This is a genomic window from Nocardioides ginsengisegetis, from assembly GCF_014138045.1.
Classification (GTDB): domain Bacteria; phylum Actinomycetota; class Actinomycetes; order Propionibacteriales; family Nocardioidaceae; genus Nocardioides; species Nocardioides ginsengisegetis.
The window spans coordinates 3,641,763-3,656,846 of record NZ_JACGXA010000001.1 but is presented as its reverse complement, the minus strand read 5'-3'; the positions used below and the strand labels follow the sequence as shown (position 1 = coordinate 3,656,846).

Below are 15,084 nucleotides of genomic sequence, written 5' to 3'. Positions count from 1 at the left end.
CGGTCATGGCAACCGACACCGCCGCACCACCGGCCTCCGAGGGCGCGAGCGCGCCGCGGCACACCCCGCCCGACGTCGACGTCGCCGCGCTGACCGCGCTGCTCGACGGCAAGTACGCCGAGGTCCGCGGCCTGGTCCGCACCAACCTCGCCGAGTACGCCTCGATCCTCGAGGAGGCCGAGACGCTCGACCGCGACGCGTTCCGCGAGCGGGTCAAGGAGGTCGTGGTCGAGATGGCCTCGACCGGCCAGACCGGCATGGGCTTCCCGGAGGAGTACGGCGGCGGCGGCGACATCGGCGCCTCCGTGGCGGCGTTCGAGACGCTGGCGCTCGGCGACCTCTCGGTCCTGGTCAAGGTCGGCGTGCAGTTCGGGCTGTTCGGCGGCGCGATCCTCCAGCTCGGCACGCAGGAGCACCACGACGCCTACCTCGCGCGGCTGGTCACCGGGGAGCTGATGGGCTGCTTCGCGATGACCGAGTCCGGCCACGGCTCCAACGTCCAGGCGCTCGGCACCGTCGCGACCTACGACGTGGCGACCGAGGAGTTCGTCATCACCACCCACGGCGAGCAGTCCCGCAAGGACTACATCGGCAACGCGGCCAAGCACGCCGAGCTGGCCGTCGTGTTCGCCCAGCTCGAGGTGGGCGGCGAGGGCCGCGGGGTGCACGCCTTCGTCGTGCCGATCCGGGAGAAGGGCAAGCCCTGCCCGGGCGTCCGGATCGAGGACGACGGCGCCAAGATGGGGCTCAACGGCGTCGACAACGGCCGCCTGTGGTTCGACGGGGTCCGCGTCCCGCGCGGCGCCCTGCTCAACCGCTTCGCCGACGTGTCGGCCGCGGGCGTCTACGAGTCCGCGATCGAGAACCCCAACAAGCGCTTCTTCACCATGCTCGGCACCCTCGTCCAGGGCCGGGTCTGCGTCGGCGGCGCGAGCATCAACGCCAGCAAGGTCGCGCTGGCCATCGCGGTGAAGTACGCCCTGCGCCGCCGCCAGTTCGAGGCGTCGTCCGACGACCACGAGGAGCTGCTCCTCGACTACGGCATGCACCAGCGTCGGCTCTTCCCGCTGCTGGCCCGCACCTACGCGCTGCACTTCGCCCAGGAGGTCGTGGCCGCGCAGCTCCACGACGTCTTCTCCGGGATCAGCGACGACGAGCACACCCGTCGCGAGCTGGAGTCCCGCGCGGCCGGCACCAAGGCGCTCGGCACCTGGCACGGCACCCGCACCATCCAGGAGTGCCGGGAGGCCTGCGGTGGCGCGGGCTACCTCGCCGTCAACCGGTTCACCGCGCTCAAGGCCGACAGCGACGTGTTCACGACCTTCGAGGGCGACAACCACGTGCTGCTCCAGCTGGTCGCCAAGGGCCTGCTGACCGACTACTCCAGCGAGTTCTCCGACCTCGACCAGTTCGGCATGGTCCGGTTCGTGGCCGGGATGGCGGTCGAGACCGTCATCGAGCGGACCAACGTCCACAAGCTCCTCGAGCGGGTCAAGGACCTGCTGCCCGGCGGCGACGACTGGGACCAGGAGGCCGGGCTCATGGATCCCGACTACCAGCTCCAGATGCTCCGCTTCCGCGAGGAGCACATGCTCGCCGGCGTCGCGCGCCGCCTCAAGCGCGGGATCGACAACGGGATGAACCCCGGCGTGGTCTTCTCCCGCGTCCAGGACCACGTGATCGCCGCGGCCCGGGCCCACGTCGAGCGGCTCGTCCTCGAGGCCTTCGTCGCGAAGGTCGGGGCCCTGCCCGACGGCGACCTCAAGGTGGCGCTCAACCTGCTCTGCGACCTGCACGCCCTGTCCACGATCGAGGCCGACCGCGCCTGGTTCATGGAGCACGGCCGGCTGACGGTGCAGCGGTCCAAGTCGATCAGCCGCGAGGTCAACCGGCTCTGCCGCCGGATCCGGCCGATCGCCGAGGACCTGGTCGACGGCTTCGGCGTACCTCCCGAGATGCTGCGCTCCCCGGACCTGGTCGGCTGAGCGGGTGCGCCTCCCGGGACTCGGTGGCTGGAGCGAGGACCCGCTCTGGGCGTCGTTCTACGACTGGAGCGTCGAGCACCCGCAGCTCGGCGGGCTGCTGTGGAGGCTGGGCATCGGCAGCGACCTGCGCCGTCTCTACCGTGCCGCCGCCGAGATCGGCCGACAGCCGGCCGGGGCGCGCATCCTCGACGTGCCCTGCGGTGGTGGCGTGGCCCTGCGCGGGCTTCAGCGCGACCAGGGGGTCGAGTACGTCGCGGCCGACATCGCCCAGACCATGCTCGACCGGACGATGCACGCGGCCGGCGAGCGGGGCGTGGCCGACCAGGTCCGGCCGCGGCTGGCCGACGTCGAGGAGCTGCCGTTCGACGACGGGTCCTTCGACCTGGTCGTCTCGTTCACGGGGCTGCACTGCTTCCCCGACCCCGCGCGGGCGATGGTCGAGATGGTGCGCGTGCTGCGACCGGGCGGCGTGATCACCGGGAGCGCCCTGCTCAACGACACGGGCGCCCGCTACCAACCCCTGCGCATGGCGGGCCGGGCAGCGGGCCTGCTCGGGCCCGGCTGCACCGGCGACGACGTCACGCGCTGGATGTCCGCCGGAGGGGTCGGCGAGGTGTCACTGGAGATCAGCGGCGCGATCGGCTACTTCCGAGGCGTGCGCCGCTGACTCCCGCGACGGCTCAGCGGTGGGGTGGCGTCAGTGGATGGCGCCGGGGTTGTCGGCGAGGCGCTTGAACGACGCCTCGACCTCGGCCTCGGCCTCGGTGCGGCCGACCCACTCGGCGCCCTCGACGGACTTGCCGGGCTCGAGGTCCTTGTAGACCTCGAAGAAGTGCTGGATCTCGAGACGGTCGAACTTCGACACGTGCGAGATGTCGCGCAGGTGCTCCTGGCGCGGGTCGGTCGCCGGGACGCACAGGACCTTGTCGTCACCGCCGGCCTCGTCGGTCATGCGGAACATGCCGATCGCGCGGCACTTGATGAGGCAGCCCGGGAACGTCGGCTCCTGGAGGATGACCATCGCGTCGAGCGGGTCGCCGTCGAGGCCGAGGGTGTTCTCGATGTAGCCGTAGTCGGCGGGGTACTGCGTCGACGTGAACAGCGTCCGGTCGAGGCGGATGCGGCCACTCTCGTGGTCCACCTCGTACTTGTTGCGCTGTCCCTTGGGGATCTCCACCAGTACGTCGAACTCCAGCACGTCTTTCCTCCGCCAGCGTCATCGGCCCCTGCGGGCCGGGTGTCCATGGGGCCCAGCGTCTGGGCCGTGGCCAGTCTCCCGCACAATGACCCCAAAAGCGCAGTCGGAAGGGGCAAAGGGTGGCGAGACGTGACACACGCCACTGGCCCGACCCCTTCCTCCGTTGGGTTCCCGTGGTCCTCGTGCTCGCCGTGCTGGTGGCGGCCGGGACGACCTACGGACTGGAGCGGGCGGGGATCGGGGACGCCGACCCGGGCACCGACCCGGCTGCCGTCGCACCGCCCGCCGGGTTGACGCTGCCGGCGTACGCCGCCCCCGCTGCCGTGGCCCAGACCGCCGTCGACGGGCCGCTGGCGCCGGCGAAGGTGCGTCGAGCGCTCGCCCCGGCCCTCGCGGACCCGGACCTCGGGCCCGACGTGCTCGCCCTGGTCACCCGGCTCGACGGGACGCCGGTCTTCTCGCAGGCCGACGGGGCCGCCACCCCCGCGAGCACGATGAAGCTGCTGACGACGGCGGCGGCCCTCGAGGTGCTCGGACCGGAGCACACCTTCCAGACCCGGGTGGTCTCCGGGCGGCACCACCAGGTCGTGCTCGTCGGCGGGGGAGACCCGCTGCTCGCCTCGGCCCCGTCGAAGGACGCCTACCCGGCGACCGCCAACGTGGTGGACCTGGCCCGTCAGACCGCGAAGGCCCTCAAGGACAAGGGGATCCGGCGCACGAGCGTCGGCTACGACACGTCCCTCTTCAGCGGCCCCGGCGCCAGCACCCACTGGCCCGACGACTACCTGCCCGACGGCGTCGTGACCCCGATCGGTCCGCTGTGGGTCGACGAGGGCCACACCCCCAGCGGCCTCGGCCGCGTGGCCGACCCGGCCCTGGAGGCGGCCCGCGCCTTCGCGGCCGCCCTGGCGGATGCCGGCATCTCCGTCGTCGGCCGGCCGACCGAGGCGACCGTCCCGTCGACGGCGCCGCCGCTGGCGTCGGTCGACTCGCCGCCCCTCTCCCAGATCGTCGAGTGGACCCTCACCTGGTCCGACAACGAGGCCGCGGAGGTGCTCGCCCACCAGGTCGGGCTCGCCACCGGCCGGGCCGGCACGTTCACGGGTGGTGCCGCCGGCGTACGCGCCGTGCTGGACGAGCTCGGCGTCCCCCTGGACGGTGCGGTCCTGCACGACGGCAGCGGTCTCTCCCGCCAGGACCTCCTCGACCCCGGCACCCTGGCAGCGGTGCTCCAGGCCGCCGCGTCGGCCGACCACCCCGAGCTCCGGCCGCTGCTCAGCGGGTTGCCCGTCGCCGCGTTCAGCGGCTCGCTGGTCGACCGCTTCGCCGACTCCGTGCCCGCGGGGCGCGGGCGGGTCCGGGCCAAGACCGGCACCCTCAGCGGCGTCAGCGCCCTCGCCGGGGTCACGACCGACCTCGACGGGCACCCGATGATCTTCGTGCTGATGGCCGACCGGGTCGCGCTCACGGACACCGACGCCGCCCGCGAGGCCCTCGACGACCTCGCGGCCTCGCTGGCCGCCTGCCGCTGCGGCTGAGCGCCCCTCATCCGGCTCCGCCCCCTTCGCCTGCCGCGTAGGGTCACGGCATGAACTCGAGCATGGTCGACTGGGACCTCGCGGTGTCGCTGGGCTCGCGCCTGGCGGGGGAGGGCCCCGACGTGACCCGCGCCGAGGCGGAGCGGGCGGTCGCCGAGCTCCGCGCCGGGGCCGACCGGTCGACCGGCCTCGTCCGCGAGTTCACCGGACTCGTCGCGGCCGAGCGCACGGCACCGGTCCTGATCGTGGACCGGCCCGGCTGGGTGCAGGCCAACGCCGACGGCTTCGCCACCATCCTCGCGCCGGTGATCGAGAAGCTGGCCGCCAAGAAGGGCCCCCCGAGCGGCCTGTCCCTGGCGATCGGCTCCCGGGTGACCGGGGCCGAGGTCGGTGCGCTGCTCGGGTTCCTGGCCGGCAAGGTCCTCGGCCAGTTCGACCCCTTCCACGACCCCTCCGGCCGGCTCCTGCTGGTCGCGCCCAACATCGTGCACGTCGAGCGCGAGCTCGACGTCGACCCGACCGACTTCCGGCTCTGGGTCTGCCTCCACGAGGAGACCCACCGGGTCCAGTTCACCGCCGTCCCCTGGATGCGCGACCACCTCTTCGGGGAGATGCAGGCCATCGCCGAGACGATGGAGCCCAGCCGGTTCCTCGACGACGGCCTCAAGCGGATCACCGAGGCGCTCAAGGGTGGCCGGGAGGGCGGCCAGAGCCTTCTCGACATCATCGGGACGCCCGAGCAGAAGGAGATCGTCGACCGCGTCACCGGCGTCATGTCGCTGCTCGAGGGCCACGCCGACGTCGTGATGGACGGCGTCGGGCCGCAGGTCATCCCCTCCGTCGAGCGCATCCGTCGCCGCTTCAACGAGCGCCGCAAGGGCGTGGGGACCCTCGACAAGATCCTGCGCCGGCTGCTGGGTCTCGACGCCAAGATGGCGCAGTACCGCGACGGTGCCGTCTTCGTCCGCGGCGTCGTGGACAAGGTCGGCATGGACGACTTCAACGCCGTCTGGGAGCGCCCGGAGAACCTCCCCTCCAAGGCCGAGATCACCGACCACGCCGCCTGGATGGCCCGCGTCCTCTGAGCCGACAGACCTGACCGGACCCGACCGCATGAGCCTGCACCCCGCCGTCGCCGCCGTCCGCCTCGGCGTACGCCGGAGCCTGGCCGACCTGCCACCCGGAGCGACCGTCGTCGTCGCCTGCTCCGGGGGCGCCGACTCCCTCGCGCTGCTCGCCGCCACGGTCTTCGAGGCAGGCAAGGGCGGCTGGCGCGTCGTCGGCGCCACCGTCGACCACGGGCTGCAGGAGGGCTCGGACGAGCGGGCCGCCCGCGTCGTGGCCCAGATGGCGGAGCTCGGGGCAGCGGAGACCTTCTCGGCACGGGTGCACGTCGAGGGGGGCGGGCTCGGCCCCGAGGCGGCGGCCCGGGAGGCCCGCTACGCCGTCCTCGACGAGATCGCCCAGCGGGTCGGGGCCGAGGCGGTGCTGCTCGGCCACACGCGCGACGACCAGGCCGAGACCGTCCTGCTGGGCCTGACCCGCGGCTCCGGGGGCCGCTCGATCGCCGGCATGCGCCGCGCCTTCGACCGCTACCGCCGCCCGCTCCTCGACGTCGCCCGCGCCGACACGGTGACCGCCTGCGAGGTCGAGGGCATCGACTTCTGGAGCGACCCGCACAACGACGACCCGCGCTTCACCCGCTCCCGCATCCGCACCCGCGTCCTCCCGATCCTCGAGGACGAGCTCGGGCCCGGCGTCGCCGAGACCCTGGCCCGCACCGCCGACCAGCTCCGCGTCGACATGGAGCACCTCGACGGCCTCGCCGACGACCTGCTCCGCGCCGCAGCCCGCCCCGAGGGGCTCGACCTCGACGTCCTCGAGCCCGCCCCCACCGCCGTACGCCGTCGGGTCCTGCGCCTCGCCGCCCTCGCCGCAGGCTCACCGGCCGCGGAGCTCTTCCACGACCACGTCCTCGCCATGGACGCCCTCGTCACCGGCTGGCGCGGCCAGAAGTGGATCGACCTGCCCGGCCACGTGCGGCTCCTGCGCGCCGAAAGGCTGCTCGCCTTTCGGCGATCCGAGTGACCCGTTCGGGCCATTCGCGCCGATTTCCCTGAATTCGGGGTTGCGGAGTCCCTAGCGTCACTCGGTGGCACCACTGCCACGAGAGGAACCGTCATGGGGAAGCACCGCACCGCCGTCGTCCTGACCACCCTGGCGCTGTCGCTGCTGGGCGTCGCCCCCGCGCAGGCAGACGACGCCAACCTCCCGCTGATCCAGGGAGTCGTCGTGGACCAGTTCGGCAATGCCGTGGACAACGTCAACGTGGAGGCCACCCGCCCGACGGGCGAGGTCGCCGCCTCGTCCCTCACCTATGCCAGCCAGTGGCCCAACGGTCCCCAGCACGGCTACTTCTTCCTCGCGGTCGGACACAAGGGAGACTTCGTGCTCACCTTCGAGCGGTCGGGCTTCGCGCCGCTCGAGGTGGACGACGTCCTGGTCAAGCGGCGCCTCCAGCGGGTGTCCCTCGGCGAGGTCACGATGACCAGGCTGCTTCCCACGACCACGACCGCCACCCTGACCGACAACTCGATCCCGGTCGGCGACCGTGGTGAGGTGAACTTCAAGACCGTCAGCAAGCAGGTCGCCCCCGTCCCGGGCGAGGCCAAGGTGACCGTCGACGGCGACAAGGTCGACACCGTGACGCTGAAGAAGGGCGCGGGCAGGCTGACGCTGCCCAAGCTGGGCGCCGGCACCCATGACGTCCAGGTCCTGTTCCTGGGCGACCCCGACACCGGCGTGCTGCCCTCGAAGTCGAAGCCCGTGGAGCTCACCGTCACCAAGAAGAAGAAGCACCACCACCGCTCCGTCGCCCGCCCGAACGCCTGGTGACCCCCTGATCTAGGCTGCTCGGCATGGACGCGTCCCACGTGGAGAACGACCTCGTCAACGTGCTCTTCACCGAGGCCCAGATCCAGGGTCGCCTCGCGGAGCTGGCCAAGGAGATCGAGGCCGACTACGACGGCAAGGAGCTGCTCATCGTCGGCATCCTCCGCGGTGCCGTGATGGTGATGGCCGACCTCGCCCGCAGCTTCGGCCGCCACGTCGAGATGGACTGGATGGCGGTGTCGTCCTACGGGTCGGGGACCAAGTCCAGTGGTGTCGTCCGGATCCTCAAGGACCTCGACACCGACATCTCCGGGCGCCACGTCGTCATCGTCGACGAGATCATCGACACCGGCCTGACGCTGTCCTGGCTGACCTCCAACCTGACCTCGCGCAACCCCGCGAGCGTCGAGATCTGCACCCTCCTGCGCAAGCCCGAGGCCCTGCAGATGCCCGTCGACGTCAAGTACGTCGGCTGGGACATCCCCAACGAGTTCGTCGTCGGCTACGGCCTCGACTACCGCGAGAAGTACCGCAACCTGCGCGACATCGGGACGCTGGCTCCCCACGTCTACTCCTGAGCCGGGCACCGAAATCGGCTCCGTCGCCCCCCGGCTGGCGTCGCCTGCGAGAATGTCGGTAGCCGACGGGCGTGTACCGTCGACCGTTCAGATCAACGCGTCCGAGAGAAGCCTGTGAAGCGCATATTCAAGGGTCCCTGGCTGTGGATCGTCCTCGCCGTGGTGGGCGTCCTGCTCGCCCTGCAGTACCTCGCGCCCAACGGCGGGTACGACGAGGTCGCCACGTCCACCATGAGCGAGTACATCGCCAAGGGTGAGGTCAGTGAGGTCACCTTCGTCGACGGTGACCAGCAGATCAAGGCCACGCTGGACGACAGCGTCGACCGGTCCGGTGGCAACAAGATCACGACCTACTGGATCGACGGCACCCAGCAGACCTTCCAGGACGCCGTCCAGGCCCAGGTCGACAAGGGCACGATCGAGAAGTACACCGACGAGGTCGCCAAGCCGAGCCTCATCGGGTCGATCCTGGCCACGCTGCTGCCGTTCGCGCTGATCATCCTGCTGTTCCTGTTCCTGATGAACCAGGTCCAGGGCGGCGGCGGCCGCGGCGTCATGCAGTTCGCCAAGTCGCGCGCCAAGCTGATCTCCAAGGACATGCCGAAGACGACGTTCTCCGACGTCGCCGGCTGCGAGGAGGCCATCGAGGAGCTCGGCGAGATCAAGGAGTTCCTCCAGGAGCCCGCGAAGTTCCAGGCCGTCGGCGCCAAGATCCCCAAGGGCGTGCTGCTCTACGGTCCTCCGGGCACCGGCAAGACCCTGCTCGCGCGCGCCGTCGCCGGCGAGGCCGGCGTCCCCTTCTACTCCATCTCCGGCTCCGACTTCGTCGAGATGTTCGTGGGTGTCGGCGCCAGCCGGGTCCGCGACCTGTTCGAGCAGGCCAAGGAGAACGCCCCGGCCATCGTCTTCATCGACGAGATCGACGCCGTCGGTCGCCACCGTGGCGCCGGCATGGGCGGCGGACACGACGAGCGCGAGCAGACCCTCAACCAGCTCCTCGTCGAGATGGACGGCTTCGACGTCCGCGGCGGCGTCATCCTGATCGCCGCGACCAACCGTCCCGACGTGCTCGACCCGGCGCTGCTGCGCCCGGGCCGCTTCGACCGCCAGATCCAGGTCGACGCCCCGGACCTCAACGGCCGCCACATGATCCTCAAGGTGCACTCGCGCGGGAAGCCGATGGCCCCCGACATCGACCTGCTCTCGATCGCCCGGCGCACCCCCGGCTTCACCGGTGCCGACCTGGCCAACGTGCTCAACGAGGCCGCGCTGCTGACCGCACGCGGCAACCAGAAGCTCATCACCGACGCGTCGCTGGACGAGGCGATCGACCGGGTGATCGCGGGTCCGCAGCGCCGCACCCGCCTGATGAGCGAGAAGGAGAAGCTGATCACGGCCTACCACGAGGGCGGCCACGCCCTGGTGGCCGCGGCGCTCCCCGGCACCGACCCGGTCCACAAGATCACGATCCTGCCGCGCGGCCGGGCGCTGGGCTACACCATGGTGCTGCCCGACGAGGACAAGTACTCCCAGACCCGCTCGGAGATGCTCGACAAGCTCGCCTACATGCTGGGCGGCCGGGCCGCGGAGGAGATGATCTTCCACGACCCGACGACCGGCGCCGGCAACGACATCGAGAAGGCCACCTCGCTGGCCCGGGCCATGGTCACCCAGTACGGCATGACCGAGCGCCTCGGCGCGATCAAGCTGGGTGAGTCCAACTCCGAGCCGTTCCTGGGCCGCGACTTCGGGCACCAGCGCAACTACTCCGAGGACGTCGCAGCGATCGTCGACGAGGAGACCAAGAAGTTCCTCGCGACCGCCCACCAGGAGGCCTTCGACATCCTCGAGGAGAACCGCGACGTGCTCGACGCGCTCGTCCTGGCCCTTCTCGACAAGGAGACCCTCGACAAGGCCGAGGTGGCCGCCGTCTTCGAGCCGCTGCGCCGACGCCCCGCACGCCCGGCCTGGACCGGCTCCCCGGACCGCAACCCCTCCGAGCTGCCGCCCGTCGAGGTGCCGCAGGAGATCCGTGACCGGGCCGCAGCCAACGGCGCCTCCCACGGCCAGGAGGCCGGTGCGGGCGCGATCATCACGCCCCCCGGCTCCGGTGGCGACGTGCACGGCCAGCCCGGCCTGGGCAACGACGCGGGACTGCCGAACGCCTAGCCATGACCGACAGGATCCACTCGGTGGAGCGCGCTCCCGAGGACGTGCCCCCCTTCGACCACGCCCGCGCCGAGGCGGCCGTCCGGGAGCTGCTCTACGCGATCGGGGAGGACCCCGAGCGTGAGGGCCTGCTCGAGACGCCGGCCCGGGTGGCCCGGGCGTACGCCGAGCTCACCAGCGGCATGCACCTGCGGCCCGAGGACGTCCTCACCACGACCTTCGACATCGGCCACGACGAGATGGTCCTGGTCCGTGACATCGAGCTGTGGTCGATGTGCGAGCACCACCTCGTCCCCTTCACCGGTGTCGCGCACGTCGGCTACATCCCGGCGGAGACCGGCAAGATCACCGGGCTGTCGAAGCTGGCACGGCTCGTCGACGTCTACGCCAAGCGCCCGCAGGTCCAGGAGCGGCTGACGACCCAGGTCGCCGACGCCCTCATGGAGATCCTCGAGGCACGCGGAGTGATCGTCGTGATCGAGGCCGAGCACCTCTGCATGACCATGCGGGGCGTGCGCAAGGCCGGCGCCCGCACCATCACCTCGGCGGTCCGCGGCATGATGCACAACGCCGCCACCCGGTCCGAGGCGATGGCGCTCATCCACCGCAACCGGTGAGCTCGTCGATGTCCCCGGGGATCCTCGCGCCGATCGGCCGGCCCCGGCTGATGGGCGTCGTCAACGTCACCCCCGACTCGTTCTCCGACGGGGGCCGCTGGCTGGAGTCCGACGCCGCGATCGAGCACGGCCGCGAGCTGCTGGCCGAGGGCGCCGACATCCTGGACATCGGCGGGGAGTCGACGCGGCCCGGTGCGACCCGGCCGCTGGTCGAGGAGGAGCTGGAGCGGGTCGTCCCCGTCATCACCGCGCTCGCGGCCGAGGGTGCCGTCGTCTCGGTGGACACGATGCGGGCCGAGGTGGCCGAGGCCGCGGTGGCGGCCGGCGCCACGATCGTCAACGACGTGTCCGGCGGACTGGCCGACGAGCGGATGCTCGCGGTCGTCGCCGACGCCGGGGTCGCCTACGTGGCGATGCACTGGCGGGCCCACAGCGACCACATGGCCGACTTCGCGACGTACGACGCCCCCGGCGGCGTCGTCCGGGCCGTCCGCGACGAGCTGGCCCAGCGGGTCGACGCCGCCGTCGCCGCCGGGGTCGAGGCCGACCGGATCGTGCTCGACCCGGGGCTCGGTTTCGCCAAGCAGGGCGAGCAGAACTGGCAGCTGCTCCGCGGCCTGGGCGAGGTCCTGTCCCTGGGCCACCCGGTCCTGGTGGGCGCGAGCCGCAAGTCGTTCCTCGGGGCGCTGCTGGGCGACGAGCACGGGCCCCGCCCCGTCGACCAGCGCGAGGCCGCCAACGTCGCCCTGACCGTCGAGCTGGCCAGGGCCGGTGTGTGGGGCATCCGCGTCCACGACGTACGGTCCAGCCACGACGCGCTGAGCGTCGTCCACCGCCTGCACGACCCGCGACAGGAAGGCCAGGAGTGACCGACGAGCTCGCCGTCCTCGGCATCGAGTGCTACGGCCACCACGGCGTCTTCGACTTCGAACGACGCGAGGGCCAGACCTTCGTGATCGATCTCGCACTGGGCATCGACACCACGCCTGCGGCCGCCTCGGACGACTTGCGCGACACCGTCGACTACGGAAGTCTCGTTGCCTCGGTGCAAGCCGCCGTGGAGAACGATCCGGTCGACCTGATCGAGACCCTGGCCCAGCGGATCGCGGGTGTCTGCCTCTTGGACATTCGTGTTGAATGGGTGCGGGTCACGGTCCACAAGCCGGATGCACCCATCGAGGCGACGTTCGCGGACGTCGCCCTGACGATCACCCGAACACGTGAGGGCGAGAAGTGACTGAGACCCCCAACCCCAACATCATCGACGCGGACACGCTCACTGGTGAGATGCGCCCGATCCGCCGTGCGGTGCTGGCGCTGGGGTCCAACCTCGGTGAGCGGATGACGGCCCTGCAGGGCGCGGTCAACGCGATCGCGGACACCCCGGACGTGTGGGTCACCGGCGTCTCGCCGGTCTACGAGACCGAGCCCGTGGACTGCCCCGAGGACGCCAAGTCCTACCTCAACGCCGTCGTCACCGTCGACACCACGTTGGCCGCGACGCGCCTGATGGATCGCGCGCTGGCCATCGAGGACGCCTTCGAGCGGGAGCGCAGCGAGATCAAGAACGCCCCCCGCACCCTCGACGTCGACCTGATCGTCGTCGGCGACCGCCGCAGCGACGAGCCCGCGCTCCGCCTGCCGCACCCGCGTGCCTCCGAGCGCGCCTTCGTGCTGCAGCCGTGGTTCGACCTCGAGCCCGACGCCGAGTTCCCCGAGCTCGGCCCGGTCGCGCTCCTCCTCGAGAAGGCCGACAGCAGCGGCGTGACGCGTCGGGACGACCTGACGCTCGAGATCCAGTGACGGTCGACCCGCCCGAGGGGGAACCCTCGGGTGGGCACCTCCGCCCGACGTCCGGTGGCGTCCTCGTCGGGTGGGCGATCGTCGGCCTCGTCGGGGGCTGGCTCCTCCACGGGTACGCCGAGCGCTACATGGCGGCCGCCCCCGTCGTCACTTGGGCCCAGCCGCTGGCCCTGCTCCTGGTCGCGGCCATCCTCGGGACGACCGCCTGGCTGACCTACCGCTCGATCCACGTCCACCACCAGCGGCCCGAGGCGCACCGGATGGTCAACCGGCTGGTCCTGGCGCGCGCCTGCGCGCTGGTCGGGGCCCTCATGGCCGGTGGGTACGCCGGCTACGCGCTGTCCTGGCTGGGGGTCCAGGGCGACCTCGCCTCCCAGCGCGCCTGGCGATCTGCGGCCGCCGCAGCCGCCGGTGTGGCGATCGCCATCACAGCGGTGCTCCTCGAGCGAGCGTGTCGCGTCGGTTCCGACGGTGACGACACCTAACCTGCTTTCATGCCTTCCCCTCAGTCTCGAGCCCCCAAGGCTCGTCGTCGGCAGCGGAGCACCCGCCTCACTGTTGCCGTCGCGCTCATCGTGATCTCGGCGCTGGTCGTCCTCGGCGCCGTCCTCAGCGGCTCGTGGCTGCTGGTCGCCGTCGCCGCCGTGCTCGGCGTCGTCCTCGGCGCCGCGGCCACCCGCATCACCCACTCCGAGCTGATGGAGACCCGACGTGAGGCGGCCCGTGACCGGGCCGAGCAGGCACAGGCCTACCGCGACCTGACCGTCGCCCGCACCGCCGAGCACGCGGAGTTCTCCGCGGCCATGCAGGCCCGCATCGACGCCCACGAGCACTCCATCTCCGAGCTCGAGGTCGCGCTCACCTCGGCCCAGAAGCGGGCCGCCGAGGCCACCCGCAAGATGAACGCCGAGGCCCGCCGCGCCGACGTGGCCGAGACCGAGGGCCGCGACGTCACGCTCCGCCTCGACGAGGCCGAGGAGCGCGCCGCCGAGGCGATCGTCCGGGTGGCCGAGCTGGAGCAGGAGATCGACGTACTCCGTGCCGAGCTGGACGCCTGGCTCTCCACCGGGGTCCGCCGCCACGCCTGAGCAGGCCTCCCGGGGCTGAGACCCAGACCACGCCGACCCGTCCGCTGCCAGCGGGCGGGTCGGTTGTTCTTGCGGGGTACGGCACAATCCGCAGGGTGATCCCTGAGGACAGCAGGTTCGAGAGTGACCCCGACGTCGTCCTGGAGGAGACGCTCGAGGAGTCGGGCCTCCCGAAGGGCTGGACGGTGGGCACGCCCGACCCGTCCGACCGCTTCGACGTCGCCCGCCTGACGCAGCTGCTGCGCGGCCACGAGCGCGAAGGCCGCGGCTGGGCCGCCTCCGGCGTCGACGACGTCATGGTCGAGGTCTCCGAGCACGGCCTCCGGATGCGCGAGAACGTCGTCGTCCGCGACGGCCACGGCGAGATCCGGGCCTGGGGCAGCGTCCACGACCGGGCCGCGGGCCGGATGCTCTTCGTGCACATCGTTGAGCGAGGCATCCCCGACAAGGTCTCCGACGCCTGCTCCGACGTGCTCTTCGAGTGGGCGGTGGGCCAGGCGAAGGCCGTGGGTGCGGCCCGCGGCCTCGACGTCCAGCAGATCGACACCGGCGCGTTCGCCGACGACGAGCGGCAGCACCGCTGGCTGTCCGGCGCGGGCTTCGAGCGGGTCCGCACCTGGTGGCAGATGACCCGCCCGGTCACCCCCGACGAGGCCGACCTGACCGGCGACCCCGACCACTGGGAGAAGGACGGCGTGACGTTCCGCCTGGTCCGCCGCCAGGGCTCGGGCATGCCCGACGAGGACGACCTCCGCGAGCTGCACGAGGTGCTCGAGGGCGCCTTCGTCGACCACTTCAACCACTACGAGGAGACCTTCGAGGAGTTCGTGCACCGGCTCCGCGAGGACCCCGGCCACCGGTGGGACCACTGGTGGCTGGCCGAGCTCACCGACGGCCCCGGCCCGCAGCCGGTCGGCTGCCTGGTCGGCACGGTCTCCGAGAGCGCCCAGGGCCCCGACGGCTCGTACGTCGCCTACCTCGGCGTCCTCGAGGCCGCCCGCGGCCGGGGCGTGGCCAAGGGCCTGCTCCGCACGATCATCGCCGACGCCGCCGCCCGCGGGCGCGACCGCGTCGGGCTGGAGGTCGACGCCGACTCCCCGACCGGCGCCGCCGGGCTCTACACGTCCATGGGCTGGAAGACGAAGTACGTCACCGAGTCCTGGCACCGGGATGTGCCGGTCGACCCGGTGTGAGGAACGAACACCGGGTCGCCGTC

Annotated in this window: 16 protein-coding genes; 15 read left to right on the top strand and 1 reads right to left on the bottom strand. The window is 71.9% G+C overall.

Annotated elements, in window-relative coordinates; genetic code table 11:
- Positions 1-5: 5 nt before the first annotated feature.
- Together FB382_RS17690 and FB382_RS17685 are read left to right on the top strand one after the other, a co-directional pair.
- On the top strand, positions 6-1,985 hold the full coding sequence (locus tag FB382_RS17690; protein WP_182541002.1) for an acyl-CoA dehydrogenase family protein: 1,980 nt from the start codon (positions 6-8) through the stop codon (positions 1,983-1,985).
- A gap of 4 nt (positions 1,986-1,989) precedes the next feature.
- Entirely contained in the window at positions 1,990-2,652 is a 663-nt protein-coding gene (locus FB382_RS17685) for a methyltransferase domain-containing protein (protein WP_182541001.1), read from the top strand.
- 30 nt (positions 2,653-2,682) lie between these two features.
- Here the strand turns inward: FB382_RS17685 and FB382_RS17680 are convergent, their stop codons facing one another.
- Positions 2,683-3,180 (bottom strand): inorganic diphosphatase, encoded by a 498-nt coding sequence (locus FB382_RS17680; RefSeq protein WP_182541611.1) that lies wholly within the window; start codon positions 3,178-3,180, stop codon positions 2,683-2,685.
- Positions 3,181-3,356: 176 nt separating this feature from the next.
- Here FB382_RS17680 and dacB point away from each other — a divergent pair, with 176 nt between their 5' ends.
- From dacB to FB382_RS22980, 13 genes are all read left to right on the top strand, one after another.
- Positions 3,357-4,721: a D-alanyl-D-alanine carboxypeptidase/D-alanyl-D-alanine endopeptidase gene (gene dacB / locus FB382_RS17675; RefSeq protein ID WP_182541000.1), complete on the top strand. Its 1,365-nt coding sequence runs from the start codon at positions 3,357-3,359 to the stop codon at positions 4,719-4,721.
- A gap of 50 nt (positions 4,722-4,771) precedes the next feature.
- Positions 4,772-5,806, top strand: coding sequence for a zinc-dependent metalloprotease (locus tag FB382_RS17670; RefSeq protein ID WP_246377239.1), 1,035 nt, complete (start codon positions 4,772-4,774; stop codon positions 5,804-5,806).
- A 28-nt stretch (positions 5,807-5,834) separates the two neighbouring features.
- On the top strand, positions 5,835-6,809 hold the full coding sequence (gene tilS / locus FB382_RS17665; RefSeq protein WP_182540999.1) for a tRNA lysidine(34) synthetase TilS: 975 nt from the start codon (positions 5,835-5,837) through the stop codon (positions 6,807-6,809).
- Between the two features lie 93 nt (positions 6,810-6,902).
- Entirely contained in the window at positions 6,903-7,616 is a 714-nt protein-coding gene (locus FB382_RS17660; RefSeq protein ID WP_182540998.1) for an Ig-like domain repeat protein, read from the top strand.
- A 23-nt stretch (positions 7,617-7,639) separates the two neighbouring features.
- On the top strand, positions 7,640-8,191 hold the full coding sequence (gene hpt / locus FB382_RS17655; RefSeq protein WP_125036678.1) for a hypoxanthine phosphoribosyltransferase: 552 nt from the start codon (positions 7,640-7,642) through the stop codon (positions 8,189-8,191).
- Between the two features lie 114 nt (positions 8,192-8,305).
- Complete coding sequence (gene ftsH / locus FB382_RS17650; RefSeq protein WP_182540997.1) at positions 8,306-10,360, top strand: ATP-dependent zinc metalloprotease FtsH; 2,055 nt, start codon at positions 8,306-8,308, stop codon at positions 10,358-10,360.
- Between the two features lie 23 nt (positions 10,361-10,383).
- Entirely contained in the window at positions 10,384-10,977 is a 594-nt protein-coding gene (gene folE / locus FB382_RS17645; RefSeq protein ID WP_425490119.1) for a GTP cyclohydrolase I FolE, read from the top strand.
- Between the two features lie 8 nt (positions 10,978-10,985).
- On the top strand, positions 10,986-11,846 hold the full coding sequence (gene folP / locus FB382_RS17640) for a dihydropteroate synthase (RefSeq protein WP_182540995.1): 861 nt from the start codon (positions 10,986-10,988) through the stop codon (positions 11,844-11,846).
- Positions 11,843-12,214, top strand: coding sequence for a dihydroneopterin aldolase (folB, locus tag FB382_RS17635; RefSeq protein WP_125036674.1), 372 nt, complete (start codon positions 11,843-11,845; stop codon positions 12,212-12,214). The genes folP and folB overlap by 4 nt, the downstream gene beginning before the upstream one ends.
- Positions 12,211-12,780, top strand: coding sequence for a 2-amino-4-hydroxy-6-hydroxymethyldihydropteridine diphosphokinase (gene folK / locus FB382_RS17630; RefSeq protein ID WP_182540994.1), 570 nt, complete (start codon positions 12,211-12,213; stop codon positions 12,778-12,780). The genes folB and folK overlap by 4 nt, the downstream gene beginning before the upstream one ends.
- Positions 12,777-13,265 (top strand): DUF3180 family protein, encoded by a 489-nt coding sequence (locus tag FB382_RS17625; RefSeq protein ID WP_182540993.1) that lies wholly within the window; start codon positions 12,777-12,779, stop codon positions 13,263-13,265. Before folK ends, FB382_RS17625 begins: the two co-directional genes overlap by 4 nt.
- A 9-nt stretch (positions 13,266-13,274) precedes the next feature.
- On the top strand, positions 13,275-13,868 hold the full coding sequence (locus tag FB382_RS17620) for a hypothetical protein (protein WP_182540992.1): 594 nt from the start codon (positions 13,275-13,277) through the stop codon (positions 13,866-13,868).
- A gap of 95 nt (positions 13,869-13,963) precedes the next feature.
- Positions 13,964-15,061 (top strand): GNAT family N-acetyltransferase, encoded by a 1,098-nt coding sequence (locus FB382_RS22980; protein WP_220481407.1) that lies wholly within the window; start codon positions 13,964-13,966, stop codon positions 15,059-15,061.
- Positions 15,062-15,084: the final 23 nt, after the last annotated feature.

What these genes read in the sequence shown, in the direction of transcription:
- FB382_RS17690 (WP_182541002.1), top strand. Translation starts at nt 6, where the DNA reads ATGGCAACCGACACCGCCGCACCACCGGCCTCCGAGGGCGCGAGCGCG.
- FB382_RS17670 (WP_246377239.1), top strand. Translation starts at nt 4,772, where the DNA reads ATGAACTCGAGCATGGTCGACTGGGACCTCGCGGTGTCGCTGGGCTCG.
- tilS (WP_182540999.1), top strand. Translation starts at nt 5,835, where the DNA reads ATGAGCCTGCACCCCGCCGTCGCCGCCGTCCGCCTCGGCGTACGCCGG.
- FB382_RS17660 (WP_182540998.1), top strand. Translation starts at nt 6,903, where the DNA reads ATGGGGAAGCACCGCACCGCCGTCGTCCTGACCACCCTGGCGCTGTCG.
- hpt (WP_125036678.1), top strand. Translation starts at nt 7,640, where the DNA reads ATGGACGCGTCCCACGTGGAGAACGACCTCGTCAACGTGCTCTTCACC.
- folP (WP_182540995.1), top strand. Translation starts at nt 10,986, where the DNA reads ATGTCCCCGGGGATCCTCGCGCCGATCGGCCGGCCCCGGCTGATGGGC.
- FB382_RS17620 (WP_182540992.1), top strand. Translation starts at nt 13,275, where the DNA reads ATGCCTTCCCCTCAGTCTCGAGCCCCCAAGGCTCGTCGTCGGCAGCGG.